This is a genomic window from Achromobacter sp. UMC71, from assembly GCF_014170305.1.
Lineage (GTDB): Bacteria > Pseudomonadota > Gammaproteobacteria > Burkholderiales > Burkholderiaceae_B > Achromobacter.
Genome location: NZ_LZZT01000014.1, coordinates 56,648 through 81,270 on the forward strand (window position 1 = coordinate 56,648; position 24,623 = coordinate 81,270).

The 24,623-nt window shown below is 63.9% G+C and carries 17 protein-coding genes, 2 rRNA genes and 1 other RNA gene; 18 read left to right on the plus strand and 2 right to left on the minus strand.

All coding sequences use genetic code 11. From position 1 onward, the window contains the following. Positions 1-52: 52 nt before the first annotated feature. The 3 genes from A9974_RS06090 to A9974_RS06100 all read left to right on the plus strand — a co-directional run bounded on the left by A9974_RS06090 (position 53) and on the right by A9974_RS06100 (position 3,852). Positions 53-2,938, plus strand: a 23S ribosomal RNA gene (locus A9974_RS06090). A 202-nt stretch (positions 2,939-3,140) separates the two neighbouring features. Then, positions 3,141-3,253 (plus strand): 5S ribosomal RNA (gene rrf, locus A9974_RS06095). 233 nt (positions 3,254-3,486) lie between these two features. After that, positions 3,487-3,852, plus strand: coding sequence for a hypothetical protein (locus A9974_RS06100; protein WP_183003256.1), 366 nt, complete (start codon positions 3,487-3,489; stop codon positions 3,850-3,852). An 814-nt stretch (positions 3,853-4,666) separates the two neighbouring features. On the opposite strand, the gene A9974_RS06105 is transcribed toward A9974_RS06100, so the two are convergent. Then, positions 4,667-4,945 carry an SWIB/MDM2 domain-containing protein gene (locus A9974_RS06105; protein WP_006217453.1) on the minus strand — a complete coding sequence of 93 codons (279 nt, stop codon included), beginning with the start codon at positions 4,943-4,945 and terminating at the stop codon, positions 4,667-4,669. A 147-nt stretch (positions 4,946-5,092) separates the two neighbouring features. Between A9974_RS06105 and A9974_RS06110 the strand changes: the two genes are divergently transcribed. Both A9974_RS06110 and pyrC read left to right on the plus strand, forming a co-directional pair. Then, complete coding sequence (locus A9974_RS06110) at positions 5,093-6,286, plus strand: M20 aminoacylase family protein (RefSeq protein ID WP_183003257.1); 1,194 nt, start codon at positions 5,093-5,095, stop codon at positions 6,284-6,286. Beyond that, positions 6,282-7,361: a dihydroorotase gene (gene pyrC, locus A9974_RS06115; protein ID WP_183003287.1), complete on the plus strand. Its 1,080-nt coding sequence runs from the start codon at positions 6,282-6,284 to the stop codon at positions 7,359-7,361. Before A9974_RS06110 ends, pyrC begins: the two co-directional genes overlap by 5 nt. 46 nt (positions 7,362-7,407) lie before the next feature. Here the strand turns inward: pyrC and A9974_RS06120 are convergent, their stop codons facing one another. Next, on the minus strand, positions 7,408-9,231 hold the full coding sequence (locus A9974_RS06120; RefSeq protein WP_183003258.1) for an ATP-binding cassette domain-containing protein: 1,824 nt from the start codon (positions 9,229-9,231) through the stop codon (positions 7,408-7,410). A 118-nt stretch (positions 9,232-9,349) separates the two neighbouring features. Here A9974_RS06120 and rnpB point away from each other — a divergent pair. The 13 genes from rnpB to A9974_RS06185 all read left to right on the plus strand — a co-directional run bounded on the left by rnpB (position 9,350) and on the right by A9974_RS06185 (position 24,622). Next, positions 9,350-9,755, plus strand: an RNA gene (gene rnpB / locus A9974_RS06125) — RNase P RNA component class A. Between the two features lie 323 nt (positions 9,756-10,078). Continuing rightward, positions 10,079-10,507 carry a division/cell wall cluster transcriptional repressor MraZ gene (mraZ, locus tag A9974_RS06130; RefSeq protein WP_025136620.1) on the plus strand — a complete coding sequence of 143 codons (429 nt, stop codon included), beginning with the start codon at positions 10,079-10,081 and terminating at the stop codon, positions 10,505-10,507. 7 nt (positions 10,508-10,514) lie between these two features. Further along, positions 10,515-11,612, plus strand: a complete 1,098-nt coding sequence (rsmH, locus tag A9974_RS06135; RefSeq protein WP_183003259.1) for a 16S rRNA (cytosine(1402)-N(4))-methyltransferase RsmH — start codon at positions 10,515-10,517, stop codon at positions 11,610-11,612. Further along, entirely contained in the window at positions 11,612-11,902 is a 291-nt protein-coding gene (gene ftsL, locus A9974_RS06140) for a cell division protein FtsL (RefSeq protein WP_183003260.1), read from the plus strand. The genes rsmH and ftsL overlap by 1 nt, the downstream gene beginning before the upstream one ends. Further along, positions 11,899-13,626, plus strand: a complete 1,728-nt coding sequence (locus A9974_RS06145) for a penicillin-binding protein 2 (protein ID WP_183003261.1) — start codon at positions 11,899-11,901, stop codon at positions 13,624-13,626. Before ftsL ends, A9974_RS06145 begins: the two co-directional genes overlap by 4 nt. Beyond that, on the plus strand, positions 13,623-16,481 hold the full coding sequence (gene murF, locus A9974_RS06150; protein WP_183003262.1) for a bifunctional UDP-N-acetylmuramoyl-L-alanyl-D-glutamate--2,6-diaminopimelate ligase MurE/UDP-N-acetylmuramoyl-tripeptide--D-alanyl-D-alanine ligase MurF: 2,859 nt from the start codon (positions 13,623-13,625) through the stop codon (positions 16,479-16,481). The genes A9974_RS06145 and murF overlap by 4 nt, the downstream gene beginning before the upstream one ends. After that, a complete protein-coding gene (mraY, locus tag A9974_RS06155) occupies positions 16,471-17,640 on the plus strand; it encodes a phospho-N-acetylmuramoyl-pentapeptide-transferase (RefSeq protein WP_183003263.1) in 1,170 nt (389 codons plus the stop codon). Before murF ends, mraY begins: the two co-directional genes overlap by 11 nt. Then, positions 17,637-19,169 carry a UDP-N-acetylmuramoyl-L-alanine--D-glutamate ligase gene (murD, locus tag A9974_RS06160; RefSeq protein WP_183003264.1) on the plus strand — a complete coding sequence of 511 codons (1,533 nt, stop codon included), beginning with the start codon at positions 17,637-17,639 and terminating at the stop codon, positions 19,167-19,169. The genes mraY and murD overlap by 4 nt, the downstream gene beginning before the upstream one ends. Then, positions 19,166-20,359, plus strand: a complete 1,194-nt coding sequence (gene ftsW, locus A9974_RS06165; protein WP_183003265.1) for a putative lipid II flippase FtsW — start codon at positions 19,166-19,168, stop codon at positions 20,357-20,359. The genes murD and ftsW overlap by 4 nt, the downstream gene beginning before the upstream one ends. Beyond that, positions 20,356-21,435 carry an undecaprenyldiphospho-muramoylpentapeptide beta-N-acetylglucosaminyltransferase gene (gene murG, locus A9974_RS06170; RefSeq protein WP_183003266.1) on the plus strand — a complete coding sequence of 360 codons (1,080 nt, stop codon included), beginning with the start codon at positions 20,356-20,358 and terminating at the stop codon, positions 21,433-21,435. The genes ftsW and murG overlap by 4 nt, the downstream gene beginning before the upstream one ends. Then, complete coding sequence (gene murC / locus A9974_RS06175) at positions 21,432-22,838, plus strand: UDP-N-acetylmuramate--L-alanine ligase (RefSeq protein WP_183003267.1); 1,407 nt, start codon at positions 21,432-21,434, stop codon at positions 22,836-22,838. The genes murG and murC overlap by 4 nt, the downstream gene beginning before the upstream one ends. Continuing rightward, positions 22,835-23,785, plus strand: coding sequence for a D-alanine--D-alanine ligase (locus A9974_RS06180; protein WP_183003268.1), 951 nt, complete (start codon positions 22,835-22,837; stop codon positions 23,783-23,785). Before murC ends, A9974_RS06180 begins: the two co-directional genes overlap by 4 nt. Before the next feature lie 12 nt (positions 23,786-23,797). Then, on the plus strand, positions 23,798-24,622 hold the full coding sequence (locus A9974_RS06185) for a cell division protein FtsQ/DivIB (RefSeq protein WP_183003269.1): 825 nt from the start codon (positions 23,798-23,800) through the stop codon (positions 24,620-24,622). Position 24,623 lies beyond the last annotated feature (1 nt).

Sequence of the window (24,623 nt, forward strand, 5' to 3'; positions counted from 1 at the left end):
TATGAACGGCACAAACGCTAATACTCAGGTCCTATAGCCTACAGCGTTATAGGATCAAGCGACTAAGTGCATATGGTGGATGCCTTGGCGATCACAGGCGATGAAGGACGTAGTAGCCTGCGAAAAGCTACGGGGAGCTGGCAAACAAGCTTTGATCCGTAGATATCCGAATGGGGAAACCCACTGCAGCGATGCAGTATCCCTAGCTGAATACATAGGCTAGTGGAAGCGAACCGGGTGAACTGAAACATCTCAGTAGCTCGAGGAAAAGAAATCAACCGAGATTCCGAAAGTAGTGGCGAGCGAAATCGGAAGAGCCTTTACGTTTTAGCATGCAAGATAATCGAACGGAATGGAAAGTCCGGCCGTAGCAGGTGATAGCCCTGTAGATGAAATTTTGTGTGTGGAACTAAGCGTAAGAAAAGTAGGGCGGGACACGTGAAATCCTGTTTGAAGATGGGGGGACCATCCTCCAAGGCTAAATACTCGTGATCGACCGATAGTGAACCAGTACCGTGAGGGAAAGGCGAAAAGAACCCCGGAAGGGGAGTGAAATAGATCCTGAAACCGTATGCATACAAACAGTAGGAGCCTCCTTGTGGGGTGACTGCGTACCTTTTGTATAATGGGTCAGCGACTTACATTCAGTGGCAAGGTTAACCGAATAGGGAAGCCGTAGCGAAAGCGAGTCCGAATAGGGCGATTCAGTCGCTGGGTGTAGACCCGAAACCAGATGATCTATCCATGGCCAGGTTGAAGGCACGGTAACACGTGCTGGAGGACCGAACCCACTAATGTTGAAAAATTAGGGGATGAGCTGTGGATAGGGGTGAAAGGCTAAACAAATCTGGAAATAGCTGGTTCTCTCCGAAAACTATTTAGGTAGTGCCTCAAGTATTACTGCGGGGGGTAGAGCACTGTTATAGCTAGGGGGTCATGGCGACTTACCAAACTATGGCAAACTCCGAATACCCGCAAGTACAGCTTGGGAGACAGAGCACCGGGTGCTAACGTCCGGACTCAAGAGGGAAACAACCCAGACCGCCAGCTAAGGTCCCGAATTATCGCTAAGTGGGAAACGAAGTGGGAAGGCATAGACAGTCAGGAGGTTGGCTTAGAAGCAGCCATCCTTTAAAGAAAGCGTAATAGCTCACTGATCGAGTCGTCCTGCGCGGAAGATGTAACGGGGCTAAGCGATAAACCGAAGCTGCGGGTGTGCACTTTTAGTGCACGCGGTAGGAGAGCGTTCTGTAAGCCTGCGAAGGTGGCTTGTAAAGGCTGCTGGAGGTATCAGAAGTGCGAATGCTGACATGAGTAGCGATAAAGGGGGTGAAAAGCCCCCTCGCCGTAAGTCCAAGGTTTCCTGCGCAACGTTCATCGGCGCAGGGTGAGTCGGCCCCTAAGGCGAGGCAGAGATGCGTAGCTGATGGGAAACTGGTTAATATTCCAGTACCGTCGTACAGTGCGATGGGGGGACGGATCGCGGAAGATCATCAGGGTGTTGGATGTCCCTGTTGCTGTATCGAAGATGGCGCTTAGGCAAATCCGGGCGCGTAAATCAAGGGTATGGCACGAGCGAGCATTGCTTGCGAAGTGATTGGAAGTGGTTCCAAGAAAAGCCTCTAAGCTTCAGCTGTACGAGACCGTACCGCAAACCGACACAGGTGGACGGGATGAATATTCCAAGGCGCTTGAGAGAACTCAGGAGAAGGAACTCGGCAAATTGATACCGTAACTTCGGGAGAAGGTATACCCCGGTAGTGTGAAGCGCCTGCGCGCTTAGCATGATGGGGTCGCAGAGAATCGGTGGCTGCGACTGTTTATTAAAAACACAGCACTCTGCAAAGACGAAAGTCGACGTATAGGGTGTGACGCCTGCCCGGTGCCGGAAGGTTAAGTGATGGGGTGCAAGCTCTTGATCGAAGCCCCGGTAAACGGCGGCCGTAACTATAACGGTCCTAAGGTAGCGAAATTCCTTGTCGGGTAAGTTCCGACCTGCACGAATGGCGTAACGATGGCCACACTGTCTCCTCCTGAGACTCAGCGAAGTTGAAGTGTTTGTGATGATGCAATCTACCCGCGGCTAGACGGAAAGACCCCATGAACCTTTACTGTAGCTTTGCATTGGACTGTGAACCGGCCTGTGTAGGATAGGTGGGAGGCTTTGAAGCGTGGTCGCTAGATCACGTGGAGCCATCCTTGAAATACCACCCTGGTTTGTTTGCGGTTCTAACCTTGGTCCGTTATCCGGATCGGGGACAGTGCATGGTGGGCAGTTTGACTGGGGCGGTCTCCTCCCAAAGTGTAACGGAGGAGTTCGAAGGTACGCTAGGTACGGTCGGAAATCGTGCTGATAGTGCAATGGCATAAGCGTGCTTGACTGTGAGACTGACAAGTCGAACAGGTGCGAAAGCAGGACATAGTGATCCGGTGGTTCTGAATGGAAGGGCCATCGCTCAACGGATAAAAGGTACTCTGGGGATAACAGGCTGATACCGCCCAAGAGTTCATATCGACGGCGGTGTTTGGCACCTCGATGTCGGCTCATCTCATCCTGGGGCTGTAGCCGGTCCCAAGGGTATGGCTGTTCGCCATTTAAAGAGGTACGTGAGCTGGGTTTAAAACGTCGTGAGACAGTTTGGTCCCTATCTGCCGTGGGCGTTGGATACTTGACGGAGCCTGCTCCTAGTACGAGAGGACCGGAGTGGACGTACCTCTGGTGTACCGGTTGTCATGCCAATGGCATTGCCGGGTAGCTAAGTACGGAAGAGATAACCGCTGAAGGCATCTAAGCGGGAAACTCGTCTGAAGAATTAGGTATCCCGGGGACTTGATCCCCCTAAAGAGTCGTTCGAGACCAGGACGTTGATAGGTCGGGTGTGGAAGCGCAGTAATGCGTTAAGCTAACCGATACTAATTGCTCGTGAGGCTTGATCCTATAACACTGATGGTTATGACCTGGTGATATAGCGTTCCAAGTGTCGTTCAATACAAAATCTGGCTGCCCCGTCAGCAGCCAGCCAACACCAATTACACCCCACTGTGCGTGATCATCGAGCCGCTAGCTCTGATTACCCACACGTTGCGCTTCTTCCAAGATTGGAGTTGTTGCCCACAAAGCAATAACTCAACCAGTTACGCCTGACGACCATAGCAAGGTGGTACCACTCCTTCCCATCCCGAACAGGACAGTGAAACGCCTTTGCGCCGATGATAGTGGACGGACGTCTGTGAAAGTAGGTCATCGTCAGGCTTTTATTGCTCAAAACCCCACAGGCTCAGCGCCTGTGGGGTTTTGTCTTTGCGGCGCCGGATCGGCGCGCCGGCATGATTGTCTCGACGGCGGTGTCATGAAAAAAGATGCCATGACCTATCGTCAACAAGCCCGCAAGCCGCGCCAGCATTGAATGTGCCCAAATAACAACGCTCGTGGACCCGATGGGTTTGTGCGGTAAGATTGACCGAGTCAATTGTTGGAGCGTAATCGTGAGTGATACCCAGACCCCCGCGCCCGGTACGGCATTAGACCTGCGCACGCTGACCCATGTGGCCTATGGCTTGTTCGCCCTGGGCTTTCTGACCAGTGGGTTCCTGGGCATTGCTACGCTGGCGGCGGTTGTGCTGATGTACCTGAAGCGTTCGGATGCCGCCGGCACCGTTTACGCCGCCCATTTCGACTGGCTGCTGCGCACGTTCTGGTGGGCGTTGCTGTGGCTGGCCATCAGTGGTCTGGCCCTGGTCATCTATATCGGCTGGATCGGCGTGGTTGCGACGGTCGTTTGGGGCTTGTACCGCTTGATCAAAGGCTGGTTGTCCCTGATGGAAGGCACGGCGCCGACCACCTACGCTTGATTCCAGGCATCCCCGATGAAAGGCCGGCAATATGCCGGCCTTTTGCTTTCCTGGGGCTAAGGCGACGGCTCATCTCCCGGGAGTGCGACATCCCCATCGGTGGGGACTGAGTGCAAGGCGAGCGTTCGAATCTGCTGCGCGGCATTTGAGATTCATGTGGGTCGTAGCTGAGCTGTGCGTGACGCAGGCGCCGTCAGCCATCATGGACGGCAGTCGGAGCAGTGGCTAGGCAGGCCTCTCTTTTTGCGGCGCGGGCATACGCTGACGCTGACGCTGACCCACAAGGGCCGGGTTCATCTCGATGAGCTATCGCTCGCGTTTGACCGCATGGCGCCGCTGGCGGCGCAGGTCCGCCAGCGCAAGGATGGGCCACTACGCATTCTGGCATTGCCGTCGTTTGCGTCTCGTTGGCTGCTGCCGCGCGTCTGTCGGCCTTCCGGGTGCGCCATCCGGATATAGAAAGCTGGCCGCCTTATGTAGCTGTCTGACCAGGCGCTGCCCAATGACTTCAGCTATTGGCTGGTCTATGCGCACGCGACGGCGCAGCGGCCGGAAGCCGCGGCATTCCGGGCATATCTACTGGAGGTGGCGCACAAACACGTCGCAAGACAGCGCGTCAAGCGAGGGCGGAAACTAAGTAGAACTAGGAGGTGAGGGCTGTGCCCATCGCAGGTATGGGTCAAGCCACGCAAGGCGGAAAGCCTGCGGAACTGCTGCGGCGAGGGCTCGCCGTAAGTCGGGTCCGCCCGGCATTAAAGCCAGGGCGTCGCGACAGTATCGAGGCAGGGACGTACCGAGTACGCCCTTAGCCTGCTTACTTCAGATGTGCGTTGACCAGCTTGGTCAGTTCGAACATCGTGACCTGATCCTTGCCAAAGATCGGGCGCAGCTTGGCATCGGCGTTGATGTTGCGCTTGTTGCTGGCGTCTTGCAGGTTGTGCTTCTTGATGTATTCCCAGATCTTCTTGGTGACCTCGGTGCGCGGCACGGCTTCCGAACCGATCACAGCGGCCAATTCGGCGCTGGGAGTCAGGGGCTTCATGAATGCAGCGTTCGGCTTGCGCGCGGTCGCGGGTTTGGAGGTTGTGGCCATAATGCGGCGCTCCTTCTCTGGCTGTTGGAAAAATTGTCCTGCGGCCGGAGCATAACGTGTCTCTCCCGTAAAGACAAAGGCATTTATCCTCTGTAGCAACTAAAATGTGCTGACCGTCCCCTCCCTCACGTCATTCTGTAACCTCCTATGTACGCACGTTCTCCTTTGGAATCAATTCGCCTGTTTCATGACGAATTGACGGCGCTGCGGCGCGATTTGCATGCCCATCCGGAACTGGGCTTTGAAGAAGTCCGAACGTCCGGGATCGTTGCGGGCGCGCTGGAGGCGCTGGGAATCGAGGTGCACCGGGGCATCGGCAAGACCGGCGTGGTGGGCGTCATCCGCGGCAAGCGCTGCGACAGCGGCCGCATGATCGGCCTGCGCGCTGACATGGACGCCTTGCCCATGACCGAAGACAACGATTTCGGCCACAAGTCCACCAAGCCCGGCCTGATGCATGGTTGCGGCCATGACGGTCATACGGCGGTTCTGATCGGCGCGGCCAAGTACCTGGCGCAGACGCGCAATTTCGACGGTACGGCGGTGTTGATTTTCCAGCCGGCGGAAGAAGGGCGCGGCGGCGCCAAAGCCATGCTGGAAGATGGGTTATTCGACACGTTTCCGTGCGATGCCATCTATGCGCTGCATAATTGGCCCGGCCTGAGACCCGGCACGATCGGCATCAATCCGGGCCCGATGATGGCTGCCGCCGACCGCTTCGAGATTCAGATCACGGGCCGCGGCGGCCATGGCGCGCATCCTTACCAGACGATCGACCCGGTGACGATCGCGGGCCACATCATCACGGCCCTGCAGACCATCGTGTCGCGCAACGTCAATCCGCTGGATTCCGCGGTGGTGTCGATCGGCTCGATGCAGGCTGGGCATCCTGGCGCGATGAGCGTGATTCCGCGCGAAGCCAAGCTGGTGGGCACGGTGCGTACGTTTCGCAAGTCGGTGCAGGAGATGGTCGAGACGCGCATGCGCGAACTGGTCACCGCGATCGCCGGCGCATTCGGCGGCACGGCCGAGCTGATCTACGAGCGCATCTACCCCGCGACGTTGAACACGCCGCAGCACGCCAACCTGGTTGCGGATATCGCCACCGAGATGATCGGCAAGGAAAACGTTGTGCGCGACCTGGTGCCGTCGATGGGTTCCGAAGATTTTTCCTTCATGTTGCAGAGCAAGCCCGGCGCGTATTTCCGGCTGGGGCAGGGCGGAGCCGAGTCCGGCTGCGTGCTGCACAACTCGCATTTCGATTTCAACGATGCCGTCATTCCCCTGGGCAGCGCGATGTTCTGTGCGCTGGCCGAACGGGGCATGCCGCTGGCAGATTAAGAAGCCCTCCATGTCTACGCAAAACACCAACCAACTGACCATCACCCGCCCTGACGACTGGCACCTGCACCTGCGCGACGGCGCCGCGCTCGAGGCCGTGGTGGCGGACACCGCCAGGCAGTTCGCGCGCGCCATCATCATGCCGAACCTGAAGCCGCCGGTGACCACCACCGAGCAGGCGTTGGCGTATCGCGGCCGCATCCTGGCGGCGCTGACCAAGGCGGGCGGCAATGCCGATGCCTTCACGCCGCTGATGACCCTGTACCTGACCGACAACACCTCGGCCGAAGAGATCTTCCGGGCGCATGAGTCCGGCCAGGTCTACGCGGTCAAGCTGTATCCGGCGGGCGCCACCACCAACTCCGACGCCGGCGTGACAGACCTGCTGGGCAAGTGCGCCAAGGCGCTGGAAGCGCTGGAAAAATGCGGCATGCCGCTGCTGGTGCACGGCGAAGTGACCGACCCGTCGATCGACGTGTTCGACCGCGAGGCGATTTTCGTGGAGCGTGTGATGAAGCCGCTGCGCCGCGCGTTCCCGGCCCTGAAGGTGGTGTTTGAACACATCACGACCAAGGAAGGCGCCGAGTACGTGCGTGATGCCGAAGGCCCGATCGCCGCGACGATCACGCCGCAGCACATGCTGTACAACCGTAATGCGATTTTCCAGGGCGGCGTGCGGCCGCATTGGTATTGCCTGCCGATCCTCAAGCGCGAAACCCACCGGTTGGCGCTGGTGGAAGCCGCGACTAGCGGCAGCCCGCGATTCTTCCTGGGCACGGACAGCGCGCCGCACGCGCGCGGCCTGAAAGAGCACGCTTGCGGCTGCGCGGGTTGCTACACCGCGCTGCACGCCATGGAGCTGTATGCGACGGCATTCGACGCAGTCGGGCGTCTGGACAAGCTGGAAGGGTTTGCGAGCCATCATGGCCCGGACTTCTACGGCCTGCCGCGCAATACGGGCAAGCTGACGCTGGTGCGCGAAAGCTATCAGATTCCCGAGGAAGTGCCGTTCGGCAATACGTCCTTGGTGCCGTTGGCCGCGGGCGAAACCCTAGCCTGGCGCGCCGTGGTCTGAGCGCGGCAGGCGCCGCTATCTATATATATAGATAGCGGCCGCTTATTCAGAGGGCGCCTTCGCGGCGCGCCTCCAGCAGTTCCCAGCGAGCGAACTTTTCTTCGAGCTCGCTTTCCAGCTTGGACAGTTCGCCGTTGATGCGGTCGACTTCGGCCGGCGCGTCGCGGTACAGGCTGCCGTCCGCCAGCTTGCCCGCCAGTTCGGCCTGCTTGGCTTCGAGCGCGGCGATGGCTTCGGGCAGGCCTTCCAGTTCGCGCAGTTCCCACGAGTTCATCTTGACGGTCTTGGCAGGCTTGGGCTTGGCAGCCTTGGCGCGCGCGGCGGCTTCGTCGGCGGCCTTGATCGCCTTTTCAGCGTCTTCGCCGTTGGCCGAAGCCGGGCGCTGGGCGACCCACTCGTCGTAGCCGCCCACGTAGTCGCGCCAACGGCCATGGCCTTCGTAGGCGATGGTCTGCGTAACGACGTTGTTCAGGAAGGCGCGGTCGTGGCTGACGAGCAGCACGGTGCCAGAGTATTCCTGCAGCAGTTCTTCCAGCAGTTCCAGCGTCTCGATGTCCAGGTCGTTCGTGGGTTCGTCCAGGACCAGGACGTTGGCGGGACGGGCGAACAGGCGCGCCAGCAGCAGGCGGGCGCGTTCGCCGCCGGACAGGCTGCGCACGGGCGAACCGGCGCGGGCCGGCGAGAACAGGAAGTCGCCCAGGTAGCTCATGACGTGCTTGCGCGTGCCGCCGATTTCCACCCATTCGCTGCCCGGGCTGATGATGTCCACCAGCGTGGCGTTTTCATCCAGCTGCGCCCGCATCTGGTCGAAATACGCGACCGACACGTTGGTGCCCAGGCGGGTCGTGCCGCTGTCGGGCTGCATTTCGCCCAGGATCAGCTTGAGCAGTGTGGTCTTGCCGGCGCCGTTGGGGCCGACGATGCCGATGCGATCGCCGCGCAGGAGCGTGGTGGAGTAGTCGTCGACCACAATCTTGTCGCCGAAGCGCTTGTTGACGTGCTCCAGTTCGGCAACCATTTTGCCGGAACGCTGGCCTTCGGCCAGGGCCAGCGACACGTCGCCGACGCGTTCGCGGCGATCCGCGCGCTCGACCCGCAGCTTCTCCAAGCGGCGCACGCGGCCTTCGTTACGGGTACGGCGGGCTTCCACGCCCTTGCGGATCCAGATTTCTTCCTGGGCCAGCAGCTTGTCGAAGCGCGCCTGCTCCAGGCGCTCGGATTCGAGCCACTGGGCCTTGCGCTCTTGCCATTGCGAGAAATTGCCGGGGAAGCTGAGCAGGCGCCCGCGGTCCAGTTCGACGATGCGCGTGGCCACCGAATCCAGGAAGCGGCGATCGTGGGTGATGATGACCGCGGCGCCTTTCCAGTTGCGCAGCATCTCTTCGAGCCAGGCGATGCCTTCGAAGTCGAGGTGGTTGGTGGGTTCGTCCAGCAGCAGCAGATCGGGTTCGTCGACCAGGGCGCGTGCCAGGGCGACGCGCTTGCGGGTGCCGCCGGATAGGCCGGCGATCTGGACGTCGGCCGGCAGGCCGAGTTTTTCCAGCACCGAGCGCACGCGCGACGGGCGCTGCCAGTCTTCGTGGTCGTCTTCCACATTGCACACCACGTCGAAGACGGTGGCGTTCTCGTCCAGTTCGGGTTCTTGTTCGACGGTGGCCACGCGCAGGCCCGAGCTGCGGGCGATATCGCCGTCGTCGGGTTGGGTCCTGCCGTCCAGCAGCCGCAGGAGCGAAGACTTGCCGGCGCCGTTGCGGCCGATGAGGCCGATCCGCTCGCCGGCCTGGATGGCGAAATCGGCGTGATCCAGCAGCGGATGGTGGCCGTAGGCCAGCTGGATGTTGGTAAGCGTGATGAGAGTAGCGAGGGCCATGTAGTGGTAGTGTCTGCTGCGTCTAAGCGAATCAAGCCGTATTGTCGCAGGAACCCCGGCGGCCCGTTTGGCCCGCTTCGGGGGACAGGGCCACGACCTGTACTAGAATACGCACCGCAAGGCGGGTCGGGCGATCGCGGTGGATGCGAATCCATCGAGGAAGGTCCGGACTCCACAGGGCAGGGTAACGGCTAACGGCCGTCCGGTCGCGTCTTCGGGCGCGGGCGAGGAATAGGGCCACAGAGACGAGTCTGCGGGGCGGGCGCGCTAGTCGCGCACTGATACGGCCATCTCCGTATTGCGCCGGTCGGCAACGATCGGCGGCGTCGCAGGGTGAAACGCGGCAACCTCTACCCGGAGCAACATCAAATAGGCATGCGTGCGGCCCTCGGGTCGCGAAGGGCGGCTCCGTCCAAGCATGCGGGTAGATGGCTAGAGCGGCTCAGCAATGATCCGCGCAGAGGAATGATTGCCCGCCAGGGAAACCTGGCGTACAGAATCCGGCCTATAGACCCGTCTTGCATTGAATTCTCCATTCGCGCGGCGCCGGCAAGCCTTTTTTCAGGGCTCCAAATGCGGCAGCCCGCGCGGAACGCCCGCCAGTCTTTGGCAAGCGGGCCAGGTAAAACAATGCAAAGGCATCGTTAGCCGCCACTTCTTAAGAAGCACTTTTAGATAGTGACGCAACCTCCTGATTTATTGGGAGGTTTTTCTTTTTGCGCATTTACAAGTTGCTCTAAGTCCTTGTTGTGATTGAAAAAATTGCAACCGCGCGCTTGACCGCCCCATTGCCATACCGTAGAGTGGGAAATAGTAGGAAATTGTGCAATTAAGTGGGGTAAAAGTGGTGTTTCAGGGAAGCAGCGCGCTCACGCTGGATGCCAAGGGGCGGATCTCGATTCCGACCCGGCATCGTGACGCGCTGGTGTCGCAGGCGGAAGGCCGCCTGACCCTGACCCGCCACCCAGACGGCTGCCTGCTGGTGTACCCGCGGCCCGAGTGGGAAAAGAAGCGCGAGCAGATTGCCGCCTTTCCCATGACGGCTCGCGCGTTGCAGCGGCTGTTGCTGGGCAACGCTCAGGACGTGGAACTGGACGGCTCCGGCCGCGTCCTGATCGCGCCTGAACTGCGCAACGCTTCCGGTATGACGCGCGATGTGATGCTGCTCGGTCTGGGCGCTCATTTCGAGCTGTGGGATGCCGCTACCCTGGCAAGCCGAGAGGCTGAAGATCTGGCCAAGGGTATGCCGGATGTGTTGAATCAGTTTTCGTTCTGAAAAAGTTATGGAATTCGAACATCGGCCCGTCCTGCTGGAGCCGACGGTGGACGCGCTGTTGCTGGCCGATTTCGGCGGCAAGGGCGCGACCCGGTCGCACGCTCAGGACGAGCCGGCCGCGGCTACGCGGGCGGAACGTGGCGTCTTCGTGGACGGCACCTTCGGACGCGGCGGGCACAGCCGGGAATTGCTCGGCCGCCTGGGACCCGCGGCGCGGCTGGTCGTGTTCGACAAGGATCCCGAGGCGATCGCGGTGGCCAATGCGTTGGCCGCGGCCGATTCCCGGGTGACGGTGGTGCATGGCGGCTTTGCCACCATGGCCGAAGAATTAGGGCAGCTCGGCATCGACAAGGTCGATGGCGTGATGCTGGATCTGGGCGTGTCGTCGCCTCAGATCGACGATGCCGAGCGCGGTTTCTCGTTCATGCGAGACGGCCCGCTGGACATGCGGATGGACACCACTCGTGGACCCACGGTGGCGGATTGGCTGGCGCAAGCCAGTGTGGATGAGATGCGGGAGGTCATAGCGGATTATGGCGAAGAACGGTTTGCTTTTCAGGTTGCAAAGGCGATTGCTGCTCGCCGCGCAACAAGGCCGCTGCGCACCACGCTCGAACTTGCCGAGTGCGTCGCCAGCGCCGTCCGCACGCGCGAAAAGGGGCAGCATCCGGCCACACGCACCTTTCAAGCTCTACGGATTTACATCAATCGGGAACTCGAAGAGCTCGCGCGCACCCTCGCGTCAGCTCTAGACCTGCTTGCCCCGGGGGGGAGGTTGGCGGTGATCAGCTTTCATTCGCTTGAAGACCGCATGGTCAAGCAGTGCATCGCGGCGGCGGCTCGTCCGGCTGCCGCGCATGCACGCCTGCCGCTGCGCGAAAGCGAAATGCCCCAACCCGTATTGCGTTCCCTGGGACGCGTGCTGGCCGAAGACGACGAAGTCTCGGCCAATGCGCGCGCCCGTTCGGCGGTGCTGCGCGTCGCCGAGCGTACCGAAACACCCCTGTCCGCCGATGGCGGCGCCGCGTTCGTGAAGATCGGCTCGCTGCCCGGCAGCGATCTGGCTCCGCCGCCTCGCCGTGGCGGTAAAGGAGGGCGCCGCTGATGGGTCGCGTCAACCTGATCGTTGCGGCTTTACTGATGCTGTCGGCCATTTCCCTGGTCACCAGCCGGTATCAGTCGCGCCAGCTCTTTGTCGAGCTGGGCCGCGATCAGGCGCAGGCACGCGACCAGGAAACGAACTGGCGGCGCCTGCAGCTGGAACGGGCCGAGCTGGCGCGCAACGCGCGCGTCGATGTGATTGCCCGCGATAGCCTGAAGATGATTCCCATCGTGCCCGACCGCACGCTGTACTTGAACCAGGCTCCCGTCGCTGCCAATGGAGGCGCCCAGTGAAGCGCGTTCCGTTCTTCGATAATCCGGTGCTGCGCGGGCAGTTGCCCACCTGGCGCGCACGCCTGGTGCTGATCCTGTTGTTCGGCGGTTTCGCCGTGCTGGCTGGCCGGGCGCTGTTCCTGCAGGGGATTTCCACGGAATTCCTGCAGCAGCAGGGCGAGCGCCGCTATGAGCGCACGCTGACGCTGGCCGCCACGCGCGGCAAGATCATGGACCGCAATGGCGCGGTGCTGGCGTCCAGCGTGCCGGCGCGCGCGATCTGGGCGATTCCCGAAGACCTGAAACAGGCTACGCCCGCCCAATTGGCTTCCCTGGCCGCGCTGCTGGAGTCGCCCGTTGCGGATCTGCGCCGCCGGGTCGAGGAAGACAAGAACTTCGTCTATCTGAAGCGCCAGGTCTCGATGGACGTGGCCGACAAGATCAAGCAACTGGGCTTGCCTGGCGTGCACCAGCAACCCGAGACGCGCCGCTACTATCCGGACGGCGACGTGATGGCGCACGTCGTCGGCTTCAACAGTGTCGAAGACCAGGGCCAGGAAGGCGTCGAGCTGACCTTCAATCAGCAGCTGTCGGGCCGCCCGGGCAGCCGCCGCGTCATCAAGGATCGCCTGGGCCGCGTCATCGAAGATGTGCAGGCCGTGACTTTGCCGGTCGACGGCCGCGATCTGCGCCTGTCGATCGACACCCGCCTGCAGTACCTGGTGTTCAAGGAACTGAAGGACGCCATGGACAAGCACCAGGCCAAGGGCGCAACCGCCGTGGTCGTCGATGTGCATACCGGCGAAATCCTGGCGCTGGCCAACGTGCCCACGTTCGACCCGAACAAGCGCGAGACCTTCCACGGCGCCAACCTGCGAAACCAGGCCATCACCGACACGTTCGAGCCCGGCTCGATCATGAAGCCGTTCACAGCCGCACTGGCGCTGGACCTGGGCCGCATCAGCACCACCACCCTGTTCGAAACCGGCAATGGCCGTTTCACCTATCAGGGCAGCACCATCAGCGACGTGAGCCGCAACGGCACCCTGGACGTGGCCGGCGTGCTGCGCAAATCCAGCAACATCGGCATGACGATGATCTCCGAGAAGCTGGAATCCCGCGAAATGTGGGACCGCTTCACCGAATTGGGCCTGGGCCAGGCGCCGCAAGTGGGATTCCCCGGCGCGGCCCCCGGCCGCCTGCGTCCGTGGGACCGCTGGCGCCTGATCGAAAAGGCCACCATGGCCTACGGCTACGGCCTGTCCGTGTCGCTGCTGCAAGTGGCCCGCGCCTATACCGTGTTCGCCCGCAATGGCGACATGGTGTCGCTGACTCTGGTCAAGCGCGACAGCGATCCCACCAGCGTCAAGATCTATACGCCCAAGACCACCGCCCTGGTCCGCGGCATGCTGGAGGCCGCGGCCGGCCCGGACGGCACCAAGGCCGCCCAGGTCCAGGGCTACCGCGTGGCAGGCAAGAGCGGCACCGCGCGCAAGATCGTGGACGGCAAGTACAGCATGCAGCGCTATCGCAGCTCGTACGTGGGCTTTGCACCGGTTTCCGATCCCAAGATCGTCGTGGCGGTGTCCATCGACGAACCCACGGTCGGCGGCTATTACGGCGGCGCGATTGCCGCACCCGTGTTCTCCCATATTGTCGGCGGGAGTCTGCGGTTGATGGGTGTGCGGCCGGACGCACCCTTCGAATCCACTATTGTTGCCGGCATCAAGGAGCCAGGCAGATGAGCGCCAAAGGCTTCTTCTCATCCCCCGCCGCCACGGTCGAACAAGCCGTGGCGTGGTTGCATTCGCGCGTGTCGTTGACCGCGCACCTGAAGTTGGACTCCCGCGAGATCGAGCCGGGCGACGTGTTCGTCGCCTGCCCGGGCCTGTCCAGCGATGGCCGCCTCTATATAGAGAAGGCGTTGGCGCTGGGCGCCAGCGCGGTATTGTTCGAAGCGCCGGCCAACGAGGCCATCGAGGCCGCCGCCGGCGACACGCCGATGCTGCCGGTGACCGGCCTGCGCGCGCTGCTGGGCGAGCTGGGCGACACCTGGTATGGCCGCCCCTCGTCGGCGCTGGCCGTGGTGGCCGTGACCGGCACCAACGGCAAGACCTCGTCGGTCCAATGGATTGCCCATGCGCTGGGCCGCAACGACAAGCCTTGCGGCACCATCGGCACCTTGGGCGCCGTGCTGCCTGACGGACGCACGCTGGGCGGCAGCCTCACGACGCCCGATGTGCTGACGGTGCATCGCCTGCTGGCCGCCATGCGCGACGCCGGCGCCAAGGCGGTGGCCATGGAAGCCTCTTCCATCGGCATCGAACAGGGCCGCATGGATGGCGTGCGGGTGGCGTTGGCCGCCTATACCAACCTGACCCGCGACCATCTGGATTACCACGGCACGATGGAGCGGTACGAAGAGGCCAAGGCGCGCCTGTTCCGTTGGCCGGGCCTGTCCGCCGCGGTGGTGAACGCGGACGACGAAGCCGGCCGCCGCCTGATCGCCTCGTTGCCGGCCGGCGTGTCCGTCATGGGCTACAGCCTGAGCGCCGATCCTGCCGTGCCCGCCGCAATGCGCGCGCGCGACTTGCAGGCTACCGCGCAAGGACAGATCTTCACGCTGGTCTCGCCGCACGGTGAGGCCCAGATCGTGACGCGCCTTCTGGGCGCGCACAACGTTTCCAACCTGCTGTTGGTGGCGGGCGTGCTGTACAAGCTGGGGCTGCCGTTTGCGCAGATCGCGCGCGAATTGGCCGCGACCGACCCCGTCGACGGCCGTCTGCAGACCGTGGAACCCGTCGCTTCCGGCACCCAGGCCAATGGCGGCCGCGGCACGCTGGTGGTGGTGGACTACGCCCATACGCCCGACGCGCTGGCCCGTGCGCTGGCCGCGTTGCGTCCGGTGGCGCAGGCGCGCGCCGGCCGCCTGGTCTGCGTGTTCGGTTGCGGTGGCGAGCGTGATCCGGGCAAGCGTCCCGAGATGGGCCGCATTGCCGCCGAACTGGCCGACCACGTGGTGGTGTCCAGCGACAACCCCCGCACCGAATCACCCGAAGCCATCGTGGCGCAGATCCTGACCGGCATTCCCGCGTCGGCCGGCGCCGAGGTGCAGGTCGATCGCGCCCGCGCCATCATGCAGACCGTCTGGGCGAGCGCGCCTGAAGACGTGGTGCTGCTGGCTGGCAAGGGCCATGAAACCTATCAGGACGTCGGCGGCGAAAAACTGCCGTTCGACGATCGCGAATGGGCGCGGCTGGCGCTGCTGTTGCCGCTGGTCAAGGGGGTGTCCACGGACACCCGGCGTATTGGCGCGGGCGAGCTGTTCGTGGCGCTGGTAGGCGAGAACTTCGACGCCCACAACTACCTGGATCAGGCAGCTGAACGCGGCGCCTGCGCCGCCGTGGTCGCGCACGCCGTGGCGGACTCGAACCTGCCGCAACTGGTGTTGGGCGACACCCGCCTGGCGCTGATGCGTATTGGCGCGGCCTGGCGCGCCCGCTACACACTGCCCGTGGTGGCGGTGACGGGCAGCAACGGCAAGACGACCACCAAGGAAATGATCTCGGCCATGCTGGCCGGGTGGCGTGGTGAGACGGGCCGGCTGGCGACCGCCGGCAATCTGAACAACGACATCGGCGTGCCGCTGACCTTGTTGCGTCTGCGCCCCGAGCATCGCGCCGCCGTGTTCGAGCTGGGCATGAACCACCCGGGCGAAATCGCGCAACTGGCCGCCATCGCGGCGCCCAGCGTGGCCCTGGTCACCAACGCCCAGCGCGAGCATCAGGAATTCATGCACACCGTGGAAGCGGTGGCATACGAGAACGGCGCCGCCATCGCGGCCTTGCCCGACGACGGCATCGCCGTCTATCCGGGCGACGAGCCTTACGCGGCGATCTGGGACAAGCTGGCCGAGCCGCGCCGGGTGCTGCGCTTCGGCTTGCAGCCTGGCTTGGATGTCTATGCGGAACAGATCCTGGCGGACGTCGATTCGACGCGCTGCCGTGTGGTGACGCCGGTCGGCGCCGCCGACCTGACGCTGCCGGTGCCCGGTCTGCACAACCTGCGCAATGCGCTGGCGGCGATCGCCAGCGCAATCGCCGCGGGGGCGCCGCTCGACGTCGCGGTGAAGGCGCTGGCGAGCTTCAGCCCGGTGGCAGGGCGCATGCAATACAAGAAATTGAGTGACGGAACGTTGCTCATTGATGACACCTACAATGCCAATCCCGATTCGGTTCGCGTGGCCGTCGACGTGCTGGCGCGCATCGGTGGCACCCGCGTCCTGGTACTGGGCGACATGGGCGAGGTCGGGGACAACGGCCCCGCCATGCATGTCGAGGTGGGCAATTACGCGCGCGAGCATGGACTCGACGCACTCATCACGCTAGGCGAAGCCAGCCGCGCGGCAGCCGCCGCATTCGGTTCGGGCGCGCACGCCTGCGCATCGGTAGACGAAGTCGTTGCCGCGTTGCGCGGCCTGCGCGCGTCCTGCGTATTGATAAAGGGATCGCGCTTTATGCGCATGGAGCGGGTAGTGACGGCTTTTACTTCGATTGACGGGCAAGTGTCCAAGGGGCAGGGAGACCACCATGCTGCTTGAGATCGCCCGCCTGCTTTCCGATGATGTGCGCGCCCTGGGCGTGTTCGAATACATCACCTTGCGCGCGGTGCTGGCGTGCGCGACCGCGCTGCTGATCGGCCTGGTGGCCGGTCCGCGCGTGATCCGCAAGCTGACCGAAATGAAGATCGGCCAGGCCGTGCGTTCGTACGGTCCCGAAACGCACCTGGTCAAGACCGGCACCCCGACCATGGGCGGCGTGCTGATCCTGATCTCCATCGCCATCAGCACGCTGCTGTGGGCGGATTGGACCAACCGTTTCGTGTGGGTGGTGCTGCTAGTCACGTTCGGCTTTGGCTGGATCGGCTGGATGGACGATTACCGCAAGGTGGTCTACCGCGATCCCGAAGGTATGCCGGCGCGCCAGAAGTTCTTCTGGCAAGCCACCATCGGCCTGGTGGCCGCGATCTATCTGGCGTTCGCCGTGTCGGCGCCCGCCAATACCGAACTGTGGCCGCTCTTCAAGGCCTGGGTGGGCAGCGGCTTCACGATGGCGCTGCCGACGCGCGCCGACCTGATCGTGCCGTTCTTCAAGACTGTCAGCTATCCGCTGGGCGTGCTGGGCTTCGTGGCGCTGACCTGGGCCGTGATCGTGGGCACCAGCAACGCCGTCAACCTGACCGACGGCCTGGACGGCCTGGCAATCATGCCTACCGTGATGGTGGGCAGCGCGCTGGGCATCTTCGCCTACGTGGTCGGCCGCGTCGACTATTCGAAGTATCTGCTGTTCCCGTATATCCCCGGCGCCTCCGAATTGATGGTGCTGTGCGCGGCGATCGGGGGCGCGGGGCTGGCATTTTTGTGGTTCAACGCGTATCCGGCGCAGGTCTTCATGGGCGACGTCGGCGCGCTGGCATTAGGCGGCGCGTTGGGCACCATCGCGGTCATCGTGCGCCAGGAAATCGTGCTGTTCATCATGGGCGGCGTGTTCGTCGTCGAGACCCTGTCGGTGATGATCCAGGTGACCTGGTTCAAGTACACCAAGCGACGTTATGGAACAGGTAGACGCATATTCCGCATGGCTCCGCTGCATCATCACTTTGAAGTGGGCGGCTGGAAAGAAACCCAGGTGGTCGTGCGTTTCTGGATCATCAGCATGATGCTGGTGCTGATTGGCCTCTCAACCCTGAAGTTGCGATGAATTTGATGGAAACCTCCCGCGCCGATGCGCCGCTTGTCCTGATCCTCGGATTGGGCGAGTCGGGCGTCGCCGCCGCTCGCTGGAGCGCCCGGCAGGGTGCCCGCCTGCGCGTGGCCGACACGCGCGCGGAACCGGGCGGATTGCCGGCGCTGCGCGATGCGCTGGCGCAGGCCGAGGTCGAATACCGCCTGGGTTGCGACACGTCCTTCGATACCGCGCTGCTCGATGGCGTGGATCAGGTCGTGATCAGCCCGGGCTTGGCGCCGACCGGCGCGCCCGCCGAAGAGCTGCTGCGCGAGGCCCAGGCCCGCGGTATCGAGGTGATCGGCGAAATGGAATTGTTCGCGCGCGCCCTGGCCGAGCTGGCCGAGACCCGCGAATACCGTCCCCGTCTACTGGCCGTGACCGGCACCAACGGCAAGACCACCGTTACCGCGCTGACCCGCGATCTGGTGCAGGCCAGCGGCCTGTCTGTGCTGGCCGCCGGCAATATCAGCCCGGCCGCCCTGACGGCATTGATGGAAGCGCTGGACGCCGACGAATTGCCGCAGGTGTGGGTGCTGGAGTTTTCCAGCTTCCAGCTGGAAACCACACACACCTTGATGGCCGACGCGGCGGTGGTGCTCAACGTCACGCAGGATCATCTGGACTGGCATGGCGGCATGGACGCCTATGCGAAGGCCAAGGCGCGTCTCTTGAAGATGGCGCGCGTCGCCATCGTCAATCGCGAAGATCCGTACACCGTGGCCATGGTGCCGACGCTGGACGCCCTGAATGTGCGCAGCTTTGGCCGCGACGTGCCGGAACGCGTGGGCGACATGGGCCTGGAACTGGGCCAGGGCGTGGCCTGGCTGGTGGCGGCCGAGCCGGTCGATTTCGACGAGCCCGTCGCGCCCGTGCGCCGCAAGAAAGACGCGCCGGAACCCATGCGCGCCAAGGGCCGCATGAGCCGCCTGATGCCCGTGGATGCCCTGCGCATCCGCGGCATCCACAACGCCCTGAACGCCTTGGCCGCGCTGCAACTGGCACGTTGCCTGGACCTGGGCTGGGGCGCCATGCTGCGCGCCCTGCGCGACTACGCGGGTGAGCCGCATCGCGCCGCCTTCGTGCGCAACATCGGCGGCGTGGACTACATCAACGACAGCAAGGGCACCAACGTGGGCGCCACCGTGGCCGCGCTGGAAGGCCTGGGCCAGCCCGTGGTGCTGATCGCCGGCGGCCTGGGCAAGGGGCAGGATTTCTCGCCCCTGATCCCGGTAGTGTCGCGCCATGCGCGCGCCGTGGTGCTCATTGGCCAGGATGGCCCCGAAATCGGCCGCGTGCTGGCTGAAACCGGCGTCGATTGCATCCAGGCAACGTCCCTGCGCGAGGCCGTGCGCCGCGCCGCCGAGCTGGCGCAGGCCGGCGATGCGGTGCTGTTGTCGCCCGCCTGCGCCAGCATGGACATGTTCCGCAACTACCCACACCGCGGGCAAGTGTTCGTGGAAGAGGTCGAAGACCTGGCCCGCGACCGTGGAGAGGTGGCATGAGCCTGATCGCCGATCTCACCGCTAGCGTCAACGCCGTACGGCCCGGCCGTACCCGCATGCGCAACTTCGATCTGCCGCTGGTCATCGCGGCGTCGACGTTGCTGCTGCTTGGCTTGCTGATGGTGTATTCGGCATCGATCGCGCTGGCCGACGGCCCGCGCTATGCCTCGTATGGCCGCTATTACTTCGTGATCCGTCACGGCCTGTTCATCAGCGCCGGTCTGCTGGCCGCCGCGATCGTGCTGGCGATTCCGATCCGCGTCTGGCAACGCCTGGCCGTGCCGCTGTTCGTGGTGGCGATGGTGCTGCTGGTGGCGGTGCTGGTGCCCGGCATCGGCCGTGAAGTCAACGGCGCGCACCGCTGGATTCCACTGGGTCCGCTGAACTTCCAGCCTTCCGAATTGATGAAGCTGGCCGCGCTGCTGTATGCCGCCGACTACACAGTGCGCAAGCAGGAACACATGCAGGCTTTCGCGCGCGGCTTCCTGCCGATGGCATTCGCGCTGGCCGGCGTGGGCATGCTGCTGCTGCTCGAGCCCGACCTGGGCGCCTTCATGGTGATCGTCGCGATCGCCATCGGCATCCTGTTCCTGGGTGGCATCAACGGCAAGTACTTCAGCAGCCTGCTGGCGGTGCTGGTCAGCACCTTCCTGATGCTGATCTGGCTGTCGCCGTGGCGCCGTGCCCGCCTGTTCGCGTACCTGGACCCCTGGAACGAAGACAACGCCTATGGCAGCGCCTATCAGCTGTCGCATTCGCTGATCGCGCTGGGCCGCGGCGAATGGCTGGGCGTGGGGCTGGGCGCCAGCGTCGAGAAACTGCACTACCTGCCCGAAGCGCACACCGACTTCCTGATGGCGGTGGTGGGCGAGGAGCTGGGTTTCGCCGGCGTGATGCTGGTGATCACGCTGTTCGCCATCATCGTCTACCGCGGCTTCGACATCGGCCGTCAGGCCATCGCCATGGAACGCACCTTCGCGGGCCTGGTGGCGCATGGCGTGGCGATGTGGTTCGGCGTGCAGGCGTTCATCAATATGGGCGTGTGCCTGGGGCTGTTGCCGACCAAGGGCCTGACCCTGCCGCTGATGAGCTACGGTGGTTCGGGCGTGGTGATGAACCTGTGCGCGTTGGCCATGCTGATCCGGGTCGACGTCGAAAATCGCATCATGATGCGCGGGGGGCGGACATGAGCACGACGCCGCGCACCATCCTGATCATGGCCGGCGGCACCGGCGGGCACATCATGCCCGGTCTGGCCGTGGCCGATGTGCTGCGTCAACGCGGCTGGCGCGTGCTGTGGCTGGGCAATCCCGACAAGATGGAAGGCAAGCTAGTGCCGCCACGCGGTATCGAGCTGGTGCCTTTGCGTTTCGCCGGCGTGCGCGGCAAGGGCGCCGCAGCGCTGCTCAAGTTGCCGTTCCTGCTGGTGCGCGCGTTCGGTCAGGCGTGGGCCAGGCTGTCTGCCGTGCGGCCGGACGTGGTGCTGGGCATGGGCGGCTACGTCGCCTTCCCCGGCGGCGTCATCGCGGCGCTGCGCGGCACGCCGCTGGTGGTGCACGAACAGAACGCCGTGGCCGGCACCGCCAACAAGTGGTTGGCCCGCATGGCGCGCCGCGTGCTTAGCGGGTTTCCCGGCGTGCTGCCCAAGGGCGAAGCGATGGGCAATCCGGTGCGCGCCGACCTGTGCGCCTTGCCCGACCCCGCTCAACGCTATGGCGGCCGCAGCGGTGCGCTGCGGGTGCTGGTGGTGGGCGGCAGCCTGGGCGCCCAGGCGCTTAATAGCGCCGTGCCGCAGGCGCTGGCCCGTCTGCCCGAAAGCAGCCGGCCGGTAGTCGTGCACCAGGCCGGTGAACAACATTTGCCGGCGCTGCAGCAGGCCTACGCCCAGGCGGGCGTGATGGCCGACTGCCGCGCCTTCATCGACGACATGGCCGGCGCCATGGGCGATGCCGACCTGCTGATCTGCCGTGCGGGCGCCATGACGGTGTCCGAAGTGGCCGCGGCAGGCGTGGCGGCGCTGTTCGTGCCGTTCCCCCATGCCATCGATGATCATCAAACCGCCAACGCGCGCTTCCTGAGCGACGCGCAGGCCGCCTGGCTGCAGCCGCAGAACGCCTTGAGCCCCGAGTGGCTGGCGGACTGGCTGGGCCAGCGCTCCCGTCAAGAACTGCAGGCTGTCGCCGAACGGGCCCGCGCGCATGCGCACCCCGAAGCGGCGGCCCATATCGCCGACGTCTGTGAACAAGCAGCGGGGCGTTCATCATGAAACACAGAATTCAACATATCCATTTCGTAGGCATCGGCGGCTCCGGCATGAGCGGCATTGCCGAGGTGCTGCTCAACCTGGGCTACACCATCAGCGGTTCCGACTTGAACGAGTCGGCTGTGACGCGCCGTCTGGCCAGCCTGGGCGTGAACATCGCGATCGGCCACGTCGCCAGCAACGTCACCGGCGCCGGCGCGATCGTCACGTCCACGGCGGTGGCGGGCGACAACCCCGAAGTCATCGCGGCGCGCGCCGCGCGCATCCCGGTAGTGCCGCGCGCGATCATGCTGGCCGAACTGATGCGCCTGAAGCGCGGCATCGCCGTGGCCGGCACGCACGGCAAGACCACGACGACCAGCTTGGTGGCCAGCATCCTGGCCGCGGGCGACCTGGACCCGACCTTCGTGATTGGCGGCCGGCTCAATTCCGCCGGCGCCAATGCGCGGCTGGGGCAGGGCGACTACATCGTGGTCGAGGCCGACGAATCCGACGCCTCGTTCCTGAATCTGTTGCCGGTGATGGCCATCGTGACCAACATCGATGCGGATCACATGGACACCTATGGCCACGATGTTGCGCGCTTGAAGAGCGCCTTTATCGAGTTCACGCAGCGCCTGCCGTTCTATGGCAGCGCCGTGCTGTGCACCGACGACGCCAATGTGCGCGAGATCATGCCGTTCGTGTCGCGTCCCATCACCTCTTATGGCTTGAATGAAGACGCGATGGTGCGCGGCTACGAAGTGCAGCCGGAAGGCACTCGCATGCGCTTCAACGTGCAGCGCAGCCACCGCGACACGCTGTTGCCGCCGCTGCAGGTGGTGTTGAACCTGCCGGGTTTGCACAACGTGCGCAATGCGCTGGCGGCGATCGCCGTGGCGACCGAGCTGGGCGTGTCCGACGAGGCGATCTGCGACGCGCTGGCCTCGTTCAAGGGCGTGGGCCGGCGTTTCACGCAGACTGGCGAATTCCCGGTGCCGGCGTCGCACGGCGGCGGCACGTTCACGGTGATCGACGACTACGGCCATCATCCGGTCGAAATGGCCGCCACGCTGGCCGCGGCCCGCGGCGCCTGGCCCGACCGCCGCATCGTGCTGGCGTTCCAGCCGCACCGTTACACGCGCACCCGCGATTGCTTCGAAGACTTCGTGCGCGTGCTGGGCACGGCCGACGCGGTGCTGCTGACCGAGGTCTATTCCGCCGGTGAGCCGCCGCTGGTGGCCGCCGACGGCCGCGCCTTGTCGCGGGCCCTGCGCGTGGCCGGCAAGGTTGAACCGGTATTTGTCGAAGATGTCGCCGAGCTGCCGCAAGCCGTGGTGGATTTCGTGCGCGACGGCGACGTGGTGATTGTTATGGGAGCGGGTTCGATCAGTAAGGTCCCCGCCCAAGTTGGAGAATTGGCATGAACGCGAAATTCGGCAAGGTAGGCGTGTTGTACGGCGGCCGTTCCGCCGAGCGCGAGGTGTCCCTGATGTCCGGGGCCGGCGTGCACCAGGCGCTGTTGAGCGCCGGTGTCGACGCGCACCTGTTCGACACGGGCGAGCGCAGCCTGGCCGACCTGGCTGCCCAGAATTTTGACCGCGTGTTCATCGCGCTGCATGGCCGTTATGGCGAAGACGGCACGATCCAGGGCGCCCTGGAATTGCTGGGCATCCCCTACACCGGCAGCGGTCCGACGGCGTCCGCGCTGGCCATGGACAAGATCATGACCAAGCGGGTCTGGTTGCAGCAAGGCCTGCCCACGCCGGAATTCGAGATGCTGGATGCCGACACCGAGCTGCGCCTGGTGCCGGACCGCCTGAGCCTGCCGCTGATCATCAAGCCGCCGCACGAAGGCTCGACCGTGGGCATCACCAAGGTGGTGGGGTATTCCGACATGAAGGAAGCCTACGCCCTGGCCGCCAAGTTCGACGCCGAGGTGCTGGCCGAACAATTCATCCAGGGCCGCGAACTGACCGTCGCGGTGCTGGGCGGCGGCAAGACCGCCCGCGCGCTGCCGGTGATCGAGATCGCCGCGCCCGGCGGCAATTACGACTACGAGCACAAGTATTTTTCGGACGACACCCAGTACTTCTGCCCCGCGACGCTGCCGCCCGCGGTGGCCGAGGAAGTGGCCGACATCGCGGTGCGCGCCTATCGCGCGCTGGGTTGCGAAGGCTGGGGCCGTGCCGATTTCATCCTGGACGCCAACAACCGCCCCTGGCTGCTTGAAATGAATACCTCGCCCGGCATGACGAGCCATTCCCTGGTTCCCATGGCCGCCCGCGCCACGGGGATGAGCTACGCCGACCTGTGCGTGGCAATCCTGGCCGACGCCTCGTGCAAAGTGCACAGCGCCGCCCGCAACGCTTGACCTGGATACTCCGTGTGGAACGACGCTCGCACCACCAACCTGATCGCCAACACGCTAGCCGTGCTGGCGGTCTGCGCCATGCTCCTCGCGGGCGTGGTGTGGGTCGTGCAACGCCCGTATTTCACGCTGTCGGCCATCGAGTTGGAGTCCACGCCGGATACCGAGCTGCACTATGTGTCGCCGGGTGCGGTACGCGCGGCGATCGCTGGGCGTTTCAAGGGCAACTTCTTCACGGTGGACCTGGACGACGCCCGCGAGATCTTCGAATCGGTGCCCTGGGTGCGGCATGCCACCGTGCGCCGCATCTGGCCCAATGTGCTGCGCGTGCGGATCGAAGAACAGCAGCCCCTGGCGCTGTGGAACGAAAACCAGATGATCAACACCTGGGGCGAAGCGTTCACGGCCAACACGGGCGAAGTGGACGACGAAACGGTATTGCCGCAGTTCTCCGGGCCCGAGGGTACCGAATCACTGGTGGTGCAGCGCTACGCCGAATTGGCGCGCTGGTTCGCACCGCTCGATATGCACGTCAAGCAGTTGGAGCTGAGCCCGCGCTATGCCTGGCGCGTGGTGCTGTCCAACGGCATGTTGCTGGATCTGGGCCGCGATCCGGGCGCCGATGCGCCGGATCCGCATGGCCTGCCCGGCGCGCTGCCGTTCGCGGCTCGCATTCAACGCTTTGTGCAGGCCTGGCCCGCCGTGGCGGGGCGCCTGGAAGGGCGCACCATCACGCAGGCCGACCTGCGCTATCCCAATGGTTTCGCCCTGGCGCTGGCCCCGTTGCCCGCGTCGGAAACCAAATCCAAATCCACACCGAAACCTCCCAAGAAACGCTAAC

Excerpts from the sequence above, each read along its gene's own strand:
- A9974_RS06105 (WP_006217453.1), bottom strand. The coding sequence starts at position 4,945 with ATGGCCACAACCTCCAAACCCGCGACCGCGCGCAAGCCGAACGCTGCA.
- A9974_RS06110 (WP_183003257.1), top strand. The coding sequence starts at position 5,093 with ATGTACGCACGTTCTCCTTTGGAATCAATTCGCCTGTTTCATGACGAA.
- A9974_RS06120 (WP_183003258.1), bottom strand. The coding sequence starts at position 9,231 with ATGGCCCTCGCTACTCTCATCACGCTTACCAACATCCAGCTGGCCTAC.
- rsmH (WP_183003259.1), top strand. The coding sequence starts at position 10,515 with ATGGAATTCGAACATCGGCCCGTCCTGCTGGAGCCGACGGTGGACGCG.
- ftsL (WP_183003260.1), top strand. The coding sequence starts at position 11,612 with ATGGGTCGCGTCAACCTGATCGTTGCGGCTTTACTGATGCTGTCGGCC.
- murF (WP_183003262.1), top strand. The coding sequence starts at position 13,623 with ATGAGCGCCAAAGGCTTCTTCTCATCCCCCGCCGCCACGGTCGAACAA.
- mraY (WP_183003263.1), top strand. The coding sequence starts at position 16,471 with ATGCTGCTTGAGATCGCCCGCCTGCTTTCCGATGATGTGCGCGCCCTG.
- murD (WP_183003264.1), top strand. The coding sequence starts at position 17,637 with ATGAATTTGATGGAAACCTCCCGCGCCGATGCGCCGCTTGTCCTGATC.
- ftsW (WP_183003265.1), top strand. The coding sequence starts at position 19,166 with ATGAGCCTGATCGCCGATCTCACCGCTAGCGTCAACGCCGTACGGCCC.
- murG (WP_183003266.1), top strand. The coding sequence starts at position 20,356 with ATGAGCACGACGCCGCGCACCATCCTGATCATGGCCGGCGGCACCGGC.
- murC (WP_183003267.1), top strand. The coding sequence starts at position 21,432 with ATGAAACACAGAATTCAACATATCCATTTCGTAGGCATCGGCGGCTCC.
- A9974_RS06180 (WP_183003268.1), top strand. The coding sequence starts at position 22,835 with ATGAACGCGAAATTCGGCAAGGTAGGCGTGTTGTACGGCGGCCGTTCC.